This is a genomic window from Mannheimia varigena (assembly GCF_013377235.1).
Taxonomy (GTDB): domain Bacteria; phylum Pseudomonadota; class Gammaproteobacteria; order Enterobacterales; family Pasteurellaceae; genus Mannheimia; species Mannheimia varigena.
Genome location: NZ_CP016226.1, coordinates 1,048,739 through 1,066,484, shown reverse-complemented (window position 1 = coordinate 1,066,484; position 17,746 = coordinate 1,048,739). Strand labels below are relative to the sequence as shown.

The following is a 17,746-nucleotide window of genomic DNA, read 5'->3' as shown; positions in this document are numbered from 1 at the left end:
AATATGAAAGTTCTCATCGTAAAAACTTCCTCAATGGGTGATGTTTTACACACCTTGCCTGCCTTAACCGATATGCGAAATGCAATTCCTAATTTGAGCGTAGATTGGGTGGTGGAAGAAAATTTTGCTGAAATTCCACGCTGGCATTCAGCAGTGAATAAGATTATCCCTGTTGCTATTCGCCGTTGGCGGAAAAATTTATACAAGCGTTCTACTTGGATAGAGTGGCAACATTTTTTGCAAGAATTAAAAAGTGAGCAATATGATGCTGTGATTGATGCTCAAGGGCTTATCAAAAGTGCGGTGCTAGTGACCCGCCAAGCGAAAGGCAAAAAATTTGGTTACGATAAAAAGTCTGCCCGAGAGGGATTAAGCAGCCTTTTTTATGATCAAACCTTTGACATTCCCTACCAACAGCACGCCGTTGAGCGAATTAGGAAATTGTGTGCAAAATCATTAGGTTATGCTTTATCTGGGACTCAAGGTAACTACAACATTGCTCAACATTTTGCAAAAAAAAGTGAAAAAATGACCGCTTACGTTATGCTTATTCACGCAACAACTCGAGCAGATAAGCATTGGAAAGAGGAATATTGGGCAGACATTATAAAAGAGCTTGCTAAGCAAAATATTGAAGTGAGATTGGCTTGGGGAAATCAAACTGAAAAAGAACGAGCAGATCGTTTAGCGATGGTAGAGAGCAACGTAGTGGTTCTCCCTAAAATGGGCTTAACAGAATTAGCAGCACAGATTGCAGGAGCTAAAGCAGTAGTGTCGGTAGATACCGGTTTAAGTCATTTAGCGGCTGCATTAGATAAACCTAATGTGATTTTATACGGAGCAACTAATCCTAAATTAATCGGGGCTTATGGTCAAAATCAGTATTATCTAAAAGCGGATAATATGGAGAATATTACACCTTCACAAGTGCTAGAAAAATTAATGCCATTGATTAACAAGTAATCATTGTTGCTCTTTTAGTGTGCTTGACTTTTATCCGTAATCAATTTAGAATTTGCTGTCCTTTCGTGTGAAAGGATATTTTAATTTTATTTTTAATAATTTTAACTGGAGCTTTTTTAATGGCAACTATCAACCAGCTAGTACGCAAACCGCGTGTGAAAAAGGTTGTAAAAAGTAACGTTCCTGCATTAGAGGCTTGCCCGCAGAAACGTGGCGTGTGTACTCGTGTATACACTACTACACCTAAAAAACCGAACTCAGCATTACGTAAAGTATGTCGTATTCGTTTAACAAATGGCTTTGAAGTAACTTCATACATCGGTGGTGAAGGCCACAACCTTCAAGAACACAGTGTTGTATTAATCCGTGGCGGTCGTGTTAAAGACTTACCAGGTGTGCGTTACCATACTGTACGCGGTGCACTTGACTGTGCAGGCGTTAAAGATCGTAAACAAGGTCGTTCTAAATACGGCGTTAAACGTCCTAAGTCTTAATGGTTCTCCGTTAAGTAAGGCCAAACGTCTAAATTTTAATATTTAAACCATAAACTCCAGTCAAAGATGCCTTAGGCAGATTAGATGAGTTTTGGATATCCTGAAGATTTAATATACGGAGAAATTTCCAATGCCACGTCGTCGTAGTATTGAACCACGCAAAATTCTTCCAGATCCGAAGTTCGGTTCAGAATTACTTGCAAAATTTATTAACGTGTTAATGGTAGATGGTAAAAAATCTACTGCAGAAAAAATTGTTTACGGTGCATTAGAAGCTTTAGCACAACGTTCTGGTAAAGAAGCGTTAGAAGCATTCGAAATCGCATTAGAAAACGTACGTCCAACTGTTGAGGTTAAATCTCGCCGTGTTGGTGGTTCTACTTACCAAGTACCAGTAGAAGTTCGCCCAACTCGCCGTAATGCTTTAGCAATGCGTTGGATCGTAGAAGCAGCTCGTAAACGTGGTGACAAATCAATGGCATTACGTTTAGCTAACGAATTATCTGATGCAGCAGACAACAAAGGCACAGCAGTGAAGAAACGTGAAGACGTTCACCGTATGGCTGAAGCTAATAAAGCGTTTGCTCATTTCCGTTGGTAATCGTTTAAGTAAGCTTTTTCAAGGCTTCATCTTGTGTGGTGAAGCCTTACCCTTATTAAGAATTTCAATTTAAACCCAAAAGGTAAGAAATAAATGGCTCGTCAAACCCCTATTGAAAGATACCGTAATATCGGTATCAGTGCACACATCGACGCGGGTAAAACAACGACTTCTGAACGTATCCTTTTCTATACAGGTGTAAGCCATAAGATCGGTGAAGTTCACGATGGTGCAGCAACAATGGACTGGATGGAACAAGAGCAAGAGCGTGGTATTACTATCACCTCTGCGGCAACTACTGCGTTCTGGTCTGGTATGTCACAACAATACCCACAACACCGTATTAACGTTATCGATACTCCGGGACACGTTGACTTTACTATCGAAGTAGAGCGTTCAATGCGTGTTCTTGATGGTGCGGTAATGGTTTACTGTGCGGTAGGTGGCGTTCAACCACAGTCTGAAACAGTATGGCGTCAAGCTAACAAATATAAAGTACCACGTATTGCGTTCGTAAACAAAATGGACCGTACCGGTGCAAACTTCCTACGTGTTGTTGAACAAATCAAAACTCGTTTAGGCGGTAACTCGGTTCCTCTTCAATTACCAATTGGTGCAGAAGATAACTTCAAAGGTGTTGTTGATTTAATTAAAATGAAAGCAATCAACTGGAATGAAGCTGACCAAGGTATGACATTTACTTATGAAGATGTTCCTGCAGATATGTTAGAAGCATGTGAAGAATGGCGTAACAACTTAGTTGAAGCTGCAGCTGAAGCATCTGAAGAGTTAATGGAAAAATTCTTCTCGGGTGAAGAGTTAACGGAAGAAGAGATCAAATCTGCTTTACGTCAACGTGTATTAGCAGGTGAAGTAATTCCAGTTTGCTGTGGTTCGGCATTCAAAAATAAAGGTGTTCAAGCTATGCTTGATGCTGTAATTGATTACTTACCAGCACCAACCGATATTCCGGCAATCAAAGGTATCAATGAAGATGAAACTGAAGGTGAGCGTCATGCAAGCGATGAAGAGCCATTCTCTTCATTAGCATTCAAAATTGCAACTGACCCATTCGTAGGTAACTTAACGTTCTTCCGTGTGTACTCAGGCGTAATCAATTCTGGTGATACTGTTTACAACTCTGTAAAACAAAAACGTGAACGTTTCGGTCGTATCGTACAGATGCACGCTAACAAACGTGAAGAGATCAAAGAAGTTCGTGCGGGTGACATCGCTGCAGCAATCGGCTTAAAAGATGTTGGTACTGGTGACACATTATGTGCAATCGACGCACCAATTATCCTTGAGCGTATGGAATTCCCAGAGCCGGTAATCTCTGTTGCGGTAGAACCAAAAACGAAAGCAGACCAAGAGAAAATGGGTTTAGCGTTAGGTCGTTTAGCACAAGAAGACCCTTCATTCCGTGTTCATACTGATGAAGAATCTGGCGAAACTATCATCTCTGGTATGGGTGAGTTACACTTAGACATCATCGTTGACCGTATGAAACGTGAGTTCAAAGTGGAAGCAAACATCGGTAAACCACAGGTTTCTTACCGTGAAACTATCCGCACTCGTGTTAATGATGTGGAAGGTAAACACGCAAAACAATCTGGTGGTCGTGGTCAATACGGTCACGTTGTAATCGACTTATACCCATTAGATGCGGAAGGTCCAGGTTACGAATTCGTGAATGAAATTAAAGGTGGTGTAATCCCTGGTGAATACATTCCTGCGGTTGATAAAGGTATCCAAGAGCAACTTAAATCTGGTCCATTAGCGGGCTACCCAGTAGTTGACTTAGGTGTGCGTTTACACTTCGGTTCATACCACGATGTTGACTCATCTGAACTTGCATTTAAACTTGCTGCATCATTAGCGTTTAAATCAGCGTTCGGTAAAGCAAACCCTGTATTACTTGAGCCAATTATGAAAGTTGAAGTGGAAACTCCACCAGACTACGTTGGTGACGTAATCGGTGACTTAAGCCGTCGTCGTGCTATGGTTAACGGTCAAGAAGCGAACGAGTTCGTTGTTAAGATCAATGCTGAAGTTCCACTTTCAGAGATGTTTGGTTATGCAACAGACTTACGTTCACAAACTCAAGGTCGTGCATCATACTCAATGGAGCCTTTAAAATATGCTGAAGCACCGAAAAACGTTGCTGATGCTATTATTGAAGCTCGTAGAAAATAATTTGTTTAACCTGAGCCAGAGCAATAGGGCTATGGCTCATTTTTAGGAAGATATTAAAGTGTCTAAAGAAAAATTTGAACGTACAAAACCGCACGTGAACGTCGGTACAATCGGCCACGTTGACCATGGTAAAACAACTTTAACAGCAGCAATTACTACCGTTTTAGCAAAACACTACGGTGGTGCAGCTCGTGCATTCGACCAAATCGATAACGCGCCAGAAGAAAAAGCGCGTGGTATCACCATCAACACTTCACACGTTGAGTACGATACTGCAACTCGTCACTACGCACACGTTGACTGCCCGGGACACGCGGACTATGTTAAAAACATGATTACCGGTGCGGCACAAATGGATGGTGCTATCTTAGTAGTAGCAGCGACAGACGGTCCAATGCCACAAACTCGTGAGCACATCTTATTAGGTCGCCAAGTAGGTGTTCCATACATCATCGTATTCTTAAACAAATGCGATATGGTTGATGATGAAGAGTTATTAGAATTAGTTGAAATGGAAGTTCGTGAACTTCTTTCTCAATACGATTTCCCAGGCGATGATACTCCAATCGTACGTGGTTCAGCATTACAAGCATTAAACGGCGTTGCTGAATGGGAAGAGAAAATCCTTGAGTTAGCAAACCACTTAGACACATACATCCCAGAGCCGGAGCGTGCGATTGATAAGCCATTCTTATTACCAATCGAAGACGTATTCTCAATTTCTGGTCGTGGTACAGTAGTAACTGGTCGTGTTGAGCGTGGTATTATCCGTACTGGTGATGAAGTTGAAATCGTTGGTATCAAAGATACAACAAAAACAACTGTAACTGGTGTTGAGATGTTCCGTAAATTATTAGACGAAGGTCGTGCGGGTGAAAACGTTGGTGCATTATTACGTGGTACTAAACGTGAAGAAATCGAACGTGGTCAAGTATTAGCGAAACCAGGTTCAATCACTCCACACACAGACTTCGAATCAGAAGTTTACGTGTTATCAAAAGAAGAAGGTGGTCGTCACACTCCATTCTTCAAAGGCTACCGTCCACAGTTCTACTTCCGTACAACTGACGTAACTGGTACTATTGAATTACCAGAAGGCGTAGAAATGGTAATGCCAGGTGATAACATCAAAATGACTGTAAGCTTAATTCACCCAATCGCGATGGACGAAGGTTTACGCTTCGCTATCCGTGAAGGTGGCCGTACAGTAGGTGCTGGTGTTGTTGCGAAAATCATCAAATAATTAAATTGATTATTTGAGCATACAAATGCAGAAAAGGCAGGCTGAAAAGTCTGCCTTTTTGCTTTATGTTATGTTGTGCGATTTGCAAAATGTAGAGGAAAAAAGACCGCTTGTAGAAAGTAACATTTACAAGCGGTTAAATTTTCTGATTTTTTTGCAAAAACAATTCTATTTCTCTACCTCTCAATGACTTTCTTCTCGACAGCTTCTCGATAGATCGCTACAATAGCCGTCTATTTGTATATCTTTTATATCCCTAAACCGAGGTTTAATAATGTCATTTTCAATTGAAACATTAGAAGGCTTACAACGCCGTGTAACTATTAACGTACCAGCTGACAAAATCGAAGCAGCATATAAAGAACAATTAAAAGGCTATGCGAAAAACGCACGCGTAGATGGTTTCCGTAAAGGTAAAGTACCTCATTCAATCATCGAACAACGTTTCGGTATCGCAGCTCGTCAAGATGTATTATCTGATGAAATGCAACGTGCATTTTTTGAAGCAGTAATTGCAGAAAAAATCAATCTTGCTGGTCGTCCAACATTTACACCAAACAACTACCAACCTGGTCAAGATTTTAGCTTCACTGCTGAATTTGAAGTATTCCCAGAAGTAGAATTAAAAGGTTTCGAAAACATTGAAGTAGAAAAACCGGTTGTTGAAATCAAAGATGCTGATTTAGACAAAATGGTGGATGTGTTACGCAAACAGCAAGCAACTTGGACAGAAAGCCAAGAAGCAGCAAAAGCTGAATCACGTGTAACTATTGATTTCGTTGGTTCTGTAGATGGCGAAGAGTTTGAAGGTGGTAAAGCATCAGACTTCGTATTATTTATGGGTCAAGGTCGTATGATCCCTGGCTTTGAAGACGGTATCGTTGGTCGCAAAGCAGGCGAGCAATTCGACATCGATGTAACATTCCCGGAAGAGTACCACGCTGAAAACTTAAAAGGTAAAGCAGCAAAATTCGCAATTACCTTGAAAAAAGTAGAAGAAATGGTATTGCCTGAATTAACGGAAGAGTTCGTGAAAAAATTCGGTAACGCAAAATCAGTTGAAGAGTTACGTGCAGAAATCAAGAAAAATATGCAACGTGAATTGAAAAATGCAGTAACTTCACGTGTTAAAGGTCAAGTAATCAACGGCTTAATCGCACAAAACGATGTTGAAGTGCCTGCTGCAGCAGTTGAAGAAGAAGTGAATGTATTACGCCAGCAAGCAGTTCAACGTTTCGGTGGTAAACCGGAAATGGCAGCACAATTACCGGCTGAGTTGTTTGAAGCAGAAGCGAAACGTCGTGTTCAAGTAGGTTTATTACTTTCTTCAGTAATTGCATCTAACGAATTAAAAGTAGATGAAAAACGTGTTGAAGATATGATTGCAGATATCGCATCAGCTTACGAACAACCGGCAGAAGTAGTTGCTCACTATGCGAAAAATCGTCAATTAACTGAAAATATCCGTAATGTGGTATTAGAAGAGCAAGCGGTTGATGCAGTATTAGCGAAAGCGAAAGTAACTGAAAAAGCAATGTCATTTGACGAAGTAATGTCGCAACAAGCTCAATAATTTCCTTAGGGTGGGCTTATGTCCACCTTTTATTGCTTTTACAAGCGGTCAAAAAAGCCGTTTATTTTTCAATTTTAAGGAAATTAAATTATGGAACAACTTACTTTTGCTCAGCAGTTACAGCAATTTTTCGCAAACCATACTATTATGGTATTTGCGTGGATAGCTTTATTTGTTGCAGTAATTTTCAGTTTTTATAAAAACGCAACCCGTAAATATACTATTGTGGATAACGCACAAGCTACCCAGCTTATTAATAAAGAAGAAGCAGTGGTAATTGATTTACGTTCGGACGAAGAGTTCCGTGCTAGCCATATTATTGATAGTATCCACGTTTTACCTTCAGAATTAAAAGCAGGAAAAACGCATCAAATTGATAAATATAAAGATCGCCCAATGATTTTAGTCGATATTAACGGTTTTACTTCAGGCGGTGTTGCTGATGCTATTGCTAAACAAGGTTTTAGCAAGCTTTATGTATTAAAAGAAGGTATTGCAGGCTGGCGTGCAGCAAGCCTACCGACAGTTAAGAAACATAAATAATCTATTTATTAAGGAAATTTTATGTCAGAAGAAAATCAAGTGGCTTCAACCGAAGAAAATACACAAACTCCTTTTGAGCTTCAAATTCAACGTATTTATATAAAAGATGTTTCTTTTGAGGCTCCTAATTTACCTGCTATTTTCCAGCAAGAATGGAAACCTCAATTAGGTTTTGAACTTGATACTGAAACCAAAGAAATTGGTGAAGATTTATACGAAGTAACATTACATATTACGGTACAAACAACTTTAGAAGACAGCAATGATGTTGCTTTCATTTGTGAAGTGAAACAATCTGGTGTGTTTACGATTAAAGGTTTAGAAGGTATTCAGCTTGCTCACTGCTTAGCATCACAATGCCCGAATGTACTTTACCCTTATGCACGCGAGTTAATTTCAAGCCTCGTAAATCGTGGAACATTCCCTGCGTTAAATCTTTCTCCTGTGAATTTTGACGCATTATTTATGGATTACCTCCAGCGTCAAGAACAAGAAGAAAGTGCAGGGCAGCCATTAGCTAACTAAGCATTTCAGAGAAATAGGTATGCACTGCATACCTATTTTTTTATCTACAAGCGGTTGTTTTTAATGATTTTTTTGCAAATGATTTGAGAAGATATATGAGAGAAGTTTATTCCGCACCAATCGCCGTATTAGGAGCAGGCTCTTACGGTACGGCACTATCAATAGCCCTTTCTCGCAATGGTCATAAAACCTATTTATGGGGGCATAATCCGGCAAAAATGGCAGAGCTTGCTCAATCACGAATGAACCAGGACTTTTTGCCAGATATTGTTTTTCCTGAAGCGTTGGAATTGGTTTCAGATTTATCAACAACATTGCAAAATGCGAAAGACTTACTCATTGTTGTACCCAGCCACGTCTTCTCCGATGTCTTAATGCAAATTAAACCACTTTTATCTAAAGAGCATCGCATTATGTGGGCAACTAAAGGCCTTGAACGGGATACAGGCCGGTTATTGCAAACAGTAACGCAAGAAATTTTAGGCGACTTTTACCCCCTTGCGGTGCTTTCTGGTCCAACTTTTGCAAAAGAACTTGCGGCAGGTTTACCAACCGCTATTTCACTTGCCTCTACCGATCCTGTATTTGCTGATGAAATGCAACAACGTATTCACTGTTCAAAGGCTTTTCGTGTTTACCTCAATAGTGATATTGTTGGAGTGCAACTAGGTGGAGCAATTAAAAATGTGATTGCAATTGGTGCCGGTATTTCAGATGGCATGGGCTTTGGAGCAAATGCTCGAACTGCCTTAATTACTCGGGGGCTTGCCGAGATTAGCCGCTTAGGTGTCTCTTTAGGGGCAGATCCGAAAACCTTTACAGGAATGGCAGGTTTAGGCGATTTAGTGCTAACTTGTACCGATAACCAATCACGTAATCGTCGTTTTGGTTTAGCCTTGGGGCAAGGAAAATCAGCAGAAGTTGCTATTCAAGAAATCGGGCAAGTCGTAGAAGGTTTTTACAATACCAAAGAAGCGTACTTGCTCGCTCAAAAACAAGGTGTTGAAATGCCGATAGTAGAGCAGATCTACCAAATGTTATTTGAGGGAAAAAATGCTCTAGATGTAGTTAAAACATTATTAGGACGTGAGCGAAAGGGAGAATAATATGCAGCAAAACGAAATTGATCAGATTTGGCAATCTATTAGAGAAGAAGCAAAAGAGCTTGCCAACAGTGAACCAATGCTGGCGAGTTTTTTCCACGCAACCATCTTAAAGCATCATAATTTAGGCGATGCGTTAAGCTATATTCTAGCCAATAAGCTAGAAAATCCGATTATGCCAGCTATTGCACTAAAAGAGATTATAGAAGAAGCTTACCGTGCAGAGCCTCAAATTATTGCAAGTGCTGCCTGCGATATTAATGCGGTTCGCACACGAGACCCTGCGGTAGATAAATGGAGTACTCCACTGCTTTATCTAAAAGGTTTTCACGCACTACAAAGCTACCGAGTAACTCATTATCTATGGAATCAAGGCAGAAAGGCTCTTGCTGTTTATTTACAAAACGAAATTTCAGTTGCTTTTGATGTAGATATTCACCCAGCCGCCAAAGTAGGCTGTGGCATTATGTTTGACCACGCAACAGGCATTGTGGTGGGCGAAACTTCAGTGATTGAAAATGATGTCTCTATTCTACAAGGCGTAACACTAGGTGGAACAGGCAAAGAAAACGGCGACCGCCACCCGAAAATCCGAGAAGGGGTGATGATTGGTGCAGGGGCGAAAATTCTCGGCAATATTGAAATCGGACGCTATTCCAAAATCGGGGCAAATTCAGTGGTGCTACAGCCTGTTCCAGAACACGCCACTGCAGCGGGTGTACCTGCTCGCATTATCGGCAAGTCTTCAGAGCAAAAACCAGCCTTTGATATGAACCAATATTTTGAAGATGAACAAGGACTATTTGGCGATGGAATTTAGCTTACAAGCGATATAATTTTGCCTAATATTTACGAATAAAAAAGCCTTAACTGTAAAGTTAAGGCTTATGTTTTTGGTGGAGCTGGGGGGATTTGAACCCCCGTCCGAAATTTCTCTACCTTCAGTACTACATGTTTAGTCTAGTCTTTAATTTCGCTTATACACAGCGGACAGACACGCAATGTATAAACTAGCTTTATTCAATTTAGTGTTTCGATCCTAAAGCGGCGGCGTCCACACGATCTCGTTTTGGGTGACTTATCTTTATCCTCGTCTTACGAGCGGAAGCTGAGGAGATAAGGCTTTAAAGCAGGTTATTAAGCTGCTAAAGCGTATTGTTCGTCGTTTGCGACTATTTTTTTGCGGTTTGTTTACGAGGCCTACCGCACCTCGACATGCACCTTGGGCTTCGCCAATCCCGTCGAATCCAAAATCAGCCCCAAAAGTCGTTCTATTCTAAAGGAAAGAGGTTAAATTTGCAAAAAGTTTTGCAGATTCTCAGTTATAAGAAAATTGAAAATAACAAAAAGTTGAGTTTCTTGCGGAACTCAACTTTTTTATTTCTCTCTAATAAAAGATTTAGCATAACATTGTTATAATGCTTACATTGGCATAGGGATTGAGAGAAATAGAATGAAAAAATTTGACGAAAACGAGATTGAAGATGCGGAGATTGTCGAAGCAGAGCCGATTGCGCCGGAAGAAATTGCCGAGCACGAAAGCGAAATGGTGGAGCCGATGCACCCTGCTTTGGTTTCGGCTTCAATGCCGGTGCCGCAAGGTAATTTGGACAGCTATATCCGAATGGCGAACCAGTATCCGATTCTCACCGCCGAGCAAGAAAAAGAGCTGGCGGAGCGTTATTATTACGATGAAGATGTTGAGGCGGCAAAGCAGCTGATTCTGTCGCATATGCGGTTTGTGATCCATATCGCCCGAGGCTACTTAGGCTACGGCTTACCGCTGGCGGATCTGATCCAAGAGGGCAATATCGGCTTGATGAAAGCAGTAAAACGCTTTGATCCGAACGTTGGCGTGCGTCTGGTTTCTTTTGCCGTGCATTGGGTGAAAGCGGAAATCCACGAATATGTGCTGAAAAACTGGCGAATTGTGAAAGTGGCGACCACTAAGGCACAACGCAAACTGTTTTTCAATTTACGCAAAAATAAAAACCGCTTGGCGTGGTTCAACGAGGAAGAGATTAAAAAAGTGGCGGATGATTTGGGCGTAACGGTTGAAGAAGTGCGTGAAATGGAGTCTCGAATGACCGGGCAAGATCTCGGTTTTGACTTGCCGGTAGGCGAAGATGATGATGAAGCCTACGTTCCTTCAATGTATATTGAAGATAACAGCTCCAATTTTGCGGACGATTTGGAAGATGAACAGCACAACGGGCAAGCAACCGCTCAGCTGGCTTATGCCTTAGCAACTCTCGATGAACGTAGCCAAGACATTATTAAAACTCGCTGGCTGGACGACAACAAAGCAACCTTGCAAGATTTGGCGGATAAATACAACATCTCCGCCGAACGTGTCCGCCAACTGGAAAATGCTGCATTAAAGAAAATCAAAGAAGCGATTACGCTAGAAGAGTAGTTGCGACAAGCGGTAAGATTTTTGCAAAATTTTGCAGAAAAGCGACCGCTTGTTCAAAAGGAAATGAAGGATAGAAGATTTATGATTAATATCAGTGACAAACAAATTGACCCTACATTCTACCAACGAGCAGATGGCTTTATTAACATCGCCAACGCCCATTTGCAGAATATCGCCCCAAACCAAGTGAGCAACGCAATGCTATTTGCTTGTGCTCGCTTTAACGCATACGTTGCTTCCAGCAAGGCGGAATATAAGCAGCAATTAGTGGATTCCAGAGAAGAGGTCATTCAATATTTTGTCGAACAATACAAAGAGATGCTAGCCGCGAATTTGGACGAATATATCCAAAATTTCGAGCGTTATATTGAAGGGAAAAAGGCGGATTAACCGCCTTTGGTTTTTTAGGGCTACTGAGCCATTTTCTCCGCAATGGTTAAAAATCCGTCTGCGGTTTTAAAGATATCGCCGAAACCTTGGGCATCTAAGATTTTATCAGACACCTCACGAAATGCTCCCTCGCCGCCGGCTTTTTCTAGCACCCAATCCGCTTGAGCTTTGATGTAATCGTGAGCGTTGCGAGTAGCAATGGCTAAACCGCACACCTCAAAAGCGGGTAAATCTAACGTATCATCGCCGATATAGGCGGTTTGCTCGGGCGTTACGCCGGCTTCTTGCATTAATTCAAAACAGGCGGAGCGTTTTTCCATTTTGCCGAGCTTAGCTAAATCAATTTTCAACACCTCAAGACGTTTGCGAAGCAAGGGGCTGTCTCCGCCGGAAAGCACCGCCACTTTGATGCCACAGGTTTGGAGCATTTTCACCCCTAAGCCATCGTGAACATGAAAGCGTTTCATTACCTCGCCTTGCTCGGTGTAATACATTCCGCCATCGGTTAATACGCCGTCCACATCGGTAATCACTAATTTAATCTTGGTTAGGTCTAACATTTTTCTGCCTCAAATATGGTATGATTCCGCCATTATAACGTGTTTACCTCTTTTACCAAAGGAACCGAAATGTCGATTTCAGCGAATTTATCGCACATTCACCAACAAATTCAGCAAATTTCTAAGCAATATCAACGAGATAACGTGCGATTGTTAGCCGTCTCCAAAACCAAACCGGTTGAGGCAATTCAAGCAGCGATTGAGGCAGGGCAGTGTGCCTTTGGCGAAAATTATGTGCAGGAAGCGGTCGAAAAAATCGAATTTTTTGCAAATCGCCCTGAATTGGAATGGCATTTTATCGGCCCGTTGCAATCGAATAAAACCAAGTTGGTAGCAACGCATTTTGATTGGATTCAAACAGTGGATAGGCTCAAAATCGCCGAGCGGTTAAATGAGCAACGCCCAGTAGATAAAGCTCCGCTCAATGTGCTGATTCAAATTAACATCAGCGACGAAGAATCGAAATCGGGCATTGAACCAGACGAAATGCTGCCGCTTGCCCAAGCCATTTCGCAGCTTCCAAACTTAAAATTGCGTGGCTTAATGGCGATTCCAAAGCCTGAAAGTGAACCGGAACAACAAAAAATCGCTCTTCGCAAAATGCAGCAACTTTTCAACCGCTTGCAGGCAGAATTTGACGGCATCGACACCCTTTCAATGGGAATGTCGGACGATATGGCGGCGGCAATTGAGTGTGGTTCGACAATGGTACGAATCGGCACGGCGATTTTTGGGGCGAGGGCATAGTTTGGTTCAAGCGGTCAAATTCGCAAAAAACTTTGCAAATTCCACCGCTTGTTTTGTAGCCAATGGCGGAAAAAATCTGTATAATCACGCCTCCTAATTTCTTGACTCTCGCCAGTTTTGATGGGCGAGAGTTTTTATTTTGACCTAACTTAAAGATATTACAATGCAAAATGTAGATATTTCAAAATTGCGTAACATCGCAATTATTGCTCACGTTGACCACGGTAAAACGACCTTGGTTGATAAACTTTTACAACAATCAGGCACTTTTGGCGAAACTCGTGGTGACGTGGATGAGCGTGTAATGGACTCTAACGATCTTGAAAAAGAGCGTGGTATTACCATTCTTGCGAAAAACACTGCGATTAACTGGAACGGTTATCACATCAATATCGTAGATACCCCGGGGCACGCCGACTTCGGTGGCGAAGTAGAGCGTGTGCTTTCAATGGTGGATTCTGTACTTTTAGTGGTTGATGCCTTTGATGGCCCGATGCCGCAAACCCGTTTCGTAACCCAAAAAGCATTCGCTCACGGTTTAAAACCAATCGTGGTTATCAACAAAGTTGACCGCCCGGGTGCTCGCCCTGATTGGGTAGTAGATCAAGTGTTCGACTTGTTCGTAAACCTAGGTGCAACGGATGAGCAGTTAGACTTCCCAATTATCTACGCTTCAGCGTTAAATGGCGTGGCAGGTCTAGAGCACGAAGAGTTGGCGGAAGATATGACTCCGCTTTATGAAGCGATTGTGAAACACGTTCAGCCACCGCAAGTAGAATTGGATGCTCCGTTCCAAATGCAGATTTCGCAATTAGACTATAACAACTATGTGGGCGTAATCGGTATTGGTCGAATCAAACGTGGTTCGGTGAAACCTAACCAAGCGGTGACGATTGTTGATAGCGAAGGCAAAACTCGCCAAGGTCGTATCGGTCAGGTGTTAGGTCACTTAGGTTTACAACGTTTTGAAGCAACAGAAGCGTTCGCCGGCGACATTATTGCGATCACCGGTTTAGGCGAATTAAATATTTCAGATACGATTTGTGATATTAACGCTGTTGAAGCCTTACCGGCATTAAGCGTTGATGAGCCAACGGTTACAATGTTCTTCTGCGTAAACACCTCGCCATTCTGCGGTCAAGAAGGTAAATTTGTGACCTCTCGCCAAATTCTTGAGCGTTTAAACAAAGAATTAGTGCACAACGTGGCGTTGCGTGTGGAAGAAACCCCGAACCCGGACGAATTCCGTGTCTCTGGTCGTGGTGAGTTGCATTTATCGGTATTGATCGAAAATATGCGTCGTGAGGGTTACGAATTAGCGGTGTCTCGCCCGAAAGTAATTTACCGTGAAGAAGACGGCAAAAAACAAGAGCCGTTTGAGCAAGTGACGATTGACATTGAAGAACAGCACCAAGGTTCGGTGATGGAAGCACTTGGTATCCGTAAAGGTGAAGTGCGTGATATGATTCCAGACGGCAAAGGTCGTACCCGCTTAGAGTATGTGATCCCAAGCCGTGGTTTAATCGGCTTCCGTAACGAATTTATGACGATGACTTCAGGTACAGGCTTACTTTACTCGACATTCAGCCACTACGATGACGTCAAACCAGGCGAAATCGGTCAGCGTAAAAACGGCGTGCTAATTTCAAACGCAACCGGTAAAGCGTTAGCATACGCATTATTCGGCTTACAAGAGCGTGGTAAATTAATGATCGATCACGGTGTGGATGTTTACGAAGGTCAAATCATCGGTATTCATAGCCGTTCAAACGACTTAACCGTAAACTGCTTACAAGGTAAAAAATTAACCAATATGCGTGCATCAGGCAAAGACGATGCGATTGTGCTAACCACGCCGGTCCGTTTCTCACTAGAACAAGCGTTAGAGTTCATTGATGATGACGAATTAGTTGAAGTAACACCACAATCGGTGCGTATCCGTAAACGTTTATTAACGGAAAATGACCGCAAACGTGCAAGCCGTACTACAACGAGCACTAGCACACATTAATGCAAAAAGAGCGACCTAGGTCGCTCTTTTGTTTTGGAATTTTGCTATAAATACAACGCCATCACTACTGCATTTTCTTTGCCGCCGTTTGGGGTAGGGTAGTAATTTTTGCGGATTGTGACCTCATTAAACCCGAGTGAACTATACAGCTTCTGAGCGGCGAGGTTAGACTCCCGCACTTCTAGCCAAAGGGTGGCGACATTTCTCTGTTGCAGTTGCAAAATTAAATCGGAAAGTAACCGCTTGCCAACGCCTTTTCCTTGAAATTCGGGGGCGACAGCAATGTTGAACAGCGTGGCTTCGTCTAACACAATTTGGCTAATAGCGAAGGCGACAATTTGATTCTTCTCCATTAATTTTAAGTTGAGATATTTCTCGCCTTGATTATTTAACAGCGTGCCTTTGCTCCACGGCACTAAGTGAGCCTGCAGCTCGATTTCAAACAGGCGATCGAAATCTTGTGCTTGAACAGGTTCAATCATCGGTTTTCTCCAGTTGTGCAGAAAATGCTTCCATTTGTTGCCAAAGTTTACGTTTTTGCTGAGATTGTGCTAAATCTTGCCAAGAATTGTTTTCCCAAGCGGTCTGATTTGCAATATTTTTTGCAATTTTAACCGCTTGTTCTTCGCCTAGAATTTTCCAAACGAGCGGAGAATGTTCAAATACCAAACGTTGCGATTGTTCGCTATCTACCCAACTATAGTCGGATTTTTGCAGCCCTAACGCTCGCAGCACGTCTGCAAAAAAGCGGCTGTTTTGATGATCTTCTTCACAGATCACCACTAATTTAATTTTTTTATCCAAACGAATTTGGGCATTGCCTTTTAGCACCTGCGGCTTCGCCAGCACCCATTGCGAAATGCCCATTTCATTTAACAGTAAATCACGCCGATTCATCTCAAACCTCACAAATTTCAGGCATAGTATCAAAACTGTGCCTAATCGGGAAATTTTTTCAAAAAATCTGCCGATTTAGCAAGATTTCTCCGCCTAAATTCGGTATATTCACGCTAAATTTTTTATATAAGGCGAAAAAAATGCTCTCTTTAGAAAGCGAAGTACTTGAACGCCATTTGGCGTTATTTGAACAAAAATCGGTGTTACTTTTTGGCGATGTGCGAGATGATTTCGCTCGTCAATTAAGCTCAACAGCGAAAAATGTAGCGGTGTTTAGCAGCTATTTTGATTACGCACGCAGCCGAGCAAACGTGGAGTTTGGCTTAGAATGTGGCTTATCGGCGGAATTAGCGGTGTTTTATTGGACAAAAAACAAGCAAGAGTGTCAATTTCAACTGCTGCAATGGCTTTCCCAATGCCAAGTGGGGCAAGAAATGTTGATTATCGGTGAAAACCGAGCCGGTGTGCGTTCGGCAGAGAAAATTCTGGAACCGTTCGGCAATATTGCGAAAATTGATTCCGCCCGCCGCTGTGGCTTGTACCATTTTGAGCTACAAAACGTGCCGAACTTCGATTGCAAAAAATTCTGGAAATCTTACCGCTTGCAAGCGTTAGAAGTGTTTGCTTTACCTGCAGTGTTTAGTTCGGCAGAGCTAGACAACGGTACGAAATTGCTACTTTCCACCTTTGACAAAGCCGACCGCCTGAAAGGCAAAGTGCTTGATTTAGGCTGTGGGGCAGGCGTAATCGGTGCAACGCTGAAACAGCAATTCCCGAAAATCAAACTCACAATGAGCGATATTCATGCAATGGCATTGGAATCCAGCCGCCGAACCCTTGCCGAAAATGCTCTTGATGGTGAAGTCCTGGCGAGCGATGTGTTCTCCCACATTGACGAACGTTTTGATTTGATTGTATCGAATCCGCCGTTCCATGAGGGGGTAGATACTGCTTACCGTGCGGTGGAGGAACTGATTTTCCAAGCCAAAAATCACTTAACCAAAGGTGGCGAGCTGCGAATTGTCGCAAATGCTTTCTTGCCTTACCCTGATTTGCTGGATAAAGCCTTCGGCAAGCACGAGGTATTGGCGAAATCCACCAAGTTTAAGGTTTATTCAGCAAGGACATAAAACACTAAAAACCTGATGGCTATAAAAATGCAAAATTTGTCTAAAAAACAATTGCTATTTGATATGTCTTGTTGACGTAAATTCGCTACATTACACTTGGAGAAACACAATGATTCACATCATCACCACTTAACTTGATATCTTTCGGGTATTTGGTGTATGCGGAGGATAGATCTTCCGAACAAGTGCAGTATCTATAAATAATCTCTCGGAAAGCAACTTTCGAGAGGTTTTTTATAGCTAAAATTTAGAGTAATAAAGAAAGAATCGATTGAAATTTATCAGATGAAAGATGGAGCGACAAAGCGAGACAACAGAATTATTTGGTAATTCTCGTAATGATGGACTGACTTC

General features: G+C 42.0%; 18 protein-coding genes, 1 other RNA gene and 1 other annotated feature. Of the genes, 15 read left to right on the top strand and 4 right to left on the bottom strand.

Annotated features, from left to right (window positions below; all coding sequences use genetic code 11):
• Window positions 1–3 precede the first annotated feature (3 nt).
• From rfaC to cysE, 10 genes are all read left to right on the top strand, one after another.
• The gene (gene rfaC / locus A6B40_RS04890) at window positions 4–963 is read left to right on the top strand and encodes a lipopolysaccharide heptosyltransferase RfaC (protein WP_176671737.1); all 960 of its coding nucleotides are present in this window, start codon (window positions 4–6) and stop codon (window positions 961–963) included.
• A gap of 119 nt (window positions 964–1,082) precedes the next feature.
• Window positions 1,083–1,457 carry a 30S ribosomal protein S12 gene (gene rpsL, locus A6B40_RS04885; RefSeq protein WP_005708967.1) on the top strand — a complete coding sequence of 125 codons (375 nt, stop codon included), beginning with the start codon at window positions 1,083–1,085 and terminating at the stop codon, window positions 1,455–1,457.
• A 130-nt stretch (window positions 1,458–1,587) separates the two neighbouring features.
• Window positions 1,588–2,058, top strand: a complete 471-nt coding sequence (gene rpsG, locus A6B40_RS04880) for a 30S ribosomal protein S7 (protein WP_025218019.1) — start codon at window positions 1,588–1,590, stop codon at window positions 2,056–2,058.
• Between the two features lie 93 nt (window positions 2,059–2,151).
• Window positions 2,152–4,254 (top strand): elongation factor G, encoded by a 2,103-nt coding sequence (gene fusA, locus A6B40_RS04875; protein ID WP_025218018.1) that lies wholly within the window; start codon window positions 2,152–2,154, stop codon window positions 4,252–4,254.
• 58 nt (window positions 4,255–4,312) lie between these two features.
• Window positions 4,313–5,497 carry an elongation factor Tu gene (tuf, locus tag A6B40_RS04870; RefSeq protein WP_025218017.1) on the top strand — a complete coding sequence of 395 codons (1,185 nt, stop codon included), beginning with the start codon at window positions 4,313–4,315 and terminating at the stop codon, window positions 5,495–5,497.
• Window positions 5,498–5,771: 274 nt separating this feature from the next.
• Window positions 5,772–7,070 carry a trigger factor gene (gene tig / locus A6B40_RS04865; protein WP_176671736.1) on the top strand — a complete coding sequence of 433 codons (1,299 nt, stop codon included), beginning with the start codon at window positions 5,772–5,774 and terminating at the stop codon, window positions 7,068–7,070.
• Window positions 7,071–7,160: 90 nt separating this feature from the next.
• Complete coding sequence (locus A6B40_RS04860; RefSeq protein WP_025218015.1) at window positions 7,161–7,613, top strand: rhodanese-like domain-containing protein; 453 nt, start codon at window positions 7,161–7,163, stop codon at window positions 7,611–7,613.
• Window positions 7,614–7,634: 21 nt separating this feature from the next.
• Window positions 7,635–8,138: a protein-export chaperone SecB gene (gene secB / locus A6B40_RS04855; protein WP_176671735.1), complete on the top strand. Its 504-nt coding sequence runs from the start codon at window positions 7,635–7,637 to the stop codon at window positions 8,136–8,138.
• Between the two features lie 95 nt (window positions 8,139–8,233).
• Window positions 8,234–9,244, top strand: coding sequence for an NAD(P)H-dependent glycerol-3-phosphate dehydrogenase (gpsA, locus tag A6B40_RS04850; protein ID WP_176671734.1), 1,011 nt, complete (start codon window positions 8,234–8,236; stop codon window positions 9,242–9,244).
• Window position 9,245: 1 nt separating this feature from the next.
• Window positions 9,246–10,061 (top strand): serine O-acetyltransferase, encoded by an 816-nt coding sequence (gene cysE, locus A6B40_RS04845; RefSeq protein ID WP_025248209.1) that lies wholly within the window; start codon window positions 9,246–9,248, stop codon window positions 10,059–10,061.
• A 74-nt stretch (window positions 10,062–10,135) separates the two neighbouring features.
• Here the strand turns inward: cysE and ssrA are convergent.
• Window positions 10,136–10,502, bottom strand: a transfer-messenger RNA (tmRNA) gene (gene ssrA, locus A6B40_RS04840).
• Between the two features lie 192 nt (window positions 10,503–10,694).
• Here ssrA and rpoH point away from each other — a divergent pair.
• Both rpoH and A6B40_RS04830 read left to right on the top strand, forming a co-directional pair.
• Window positions 10,695–11,657 carry an RNA polymerase sigma factor RpoH gene (gene rpoH, locus A6B40_RS04835; protein ID WP_176671733.1) on the top strand — a complete coding sequence of 321 codons (963 nt, stop codon included), beginning with the start codon at window positions 10,695–10,697 and terminating at the stop codon, window positions 11,655–11,657.
• Between the two features lie 81 nt (window positions 11,658–11,738).
• Window positions 11,739–12,047, top strand: a complete 309-nt coding sequence (locus A6B40_RS04830) for a DUF3144 domain-containing protein (protein WP_038643460.1) — start codon at window positions 11,739–11,741, stop codon at window positions 12,045–12,047.
• A 20-nt stretch (window positions 12,048–12,067) separates the two neighbouring features.
• Here the strand turns inward: A6B40_RS04830 and A6B40_RS04825 are convergent, their stop codons facing one another.
• A complete protein-coding gene (locus tag A6B40_RS04825) occupies window positions 12,068–12,607 on the bottom strand; it encodes a KdsC family phosphatase (protein ID WP_176671732.1) in 540 nt (179 codons plus the stop codon).
• A gap of 69 nt (window positions 12,608–12,676) precedes the next feature.
• Here A6B40_RS04825 and A6B40_RS04820 point away from each other — a divergent pair, with 69 nt between their 5' ends.
• Together A6B40_RS04820 and typA are read left to right on the top strand one after the other, a co-directional pair.
• Window positions 12,677–13,354, top strand: a complete 678-nt coding sequence (locus A6B40_RS04820) for a YggS family pyridoxal phosphate-dependent enzyme (protein WP_176671731.1) — start codon at window positions 12,677–12,679, stop codon at window positions 13,352–13,354.
• 163 nt (window positions 13,355–13,517) lie between these two features.
• Window positions 13,518–15,365: a translational GTPase TypA gene (typA, locus tag A6B40_RS04815; protein ID WP_025248206.1), complete on the top strand. Its 1,848-nt coding sequence runs from the start codon at window positions 13,518–13,520 to the stop codon at window positions 15,363–15,365.
• Between the two features lie 44 nt (window positions 15,366–15,409).
• Here typA and rimI read toward each other — a convergent pair whose 3' ends face one another.
• Window positions 15,410–15,847, bottom strand: a complete 438-nt coding sequence (gene rimI / locus A6B40_RS04810; protein ID WP_176671730.1) for a ribosomal protein S18-alanine N-acetyltransferase — start codon at window positions 15,845–15,847, stop codon at window positions 15,410–15,412.
• Window positions 15,840–16,262: a DNA polymerase III subunit psi gene (locus A6B40_RS04805; protein WP_176671729.1), complete on the bottom strand. Its 423-nt coding sequence runs from the start codon at window positions 16,260–16,262 to the stop codon at window positions 15,840–15,842. The genes rimI and A6B40_RS04805 overlap by 8 nt, the downstream gene beginning before the upstream one ends.
• Window positions 16,263–16,402: 140 nt before the next feature.
• Between A6B40_RS04805 and rsmC the strand changes: the two genes are divergently transcribed.
• Complete coding sequence (rsmC, locus tag A6B40_RS04800) at window positions 16,403–17,392, top strand: 16S rRNA (guanine(1207)-N(2))-methyltransferase RsmC (protein WP_176671728.1); 990 nt, start codon at window positions 16,403–16,405, stop codon at window positions 17,390–17,392.
• 116 nt (window positions 17,393–17,508) lie between these two features.
• Window positions 17,509–17,630, top strand: a sequence feature (His leader region).
• Window positions 17,631–17,746: the final 116 nt, after the last annotated feature.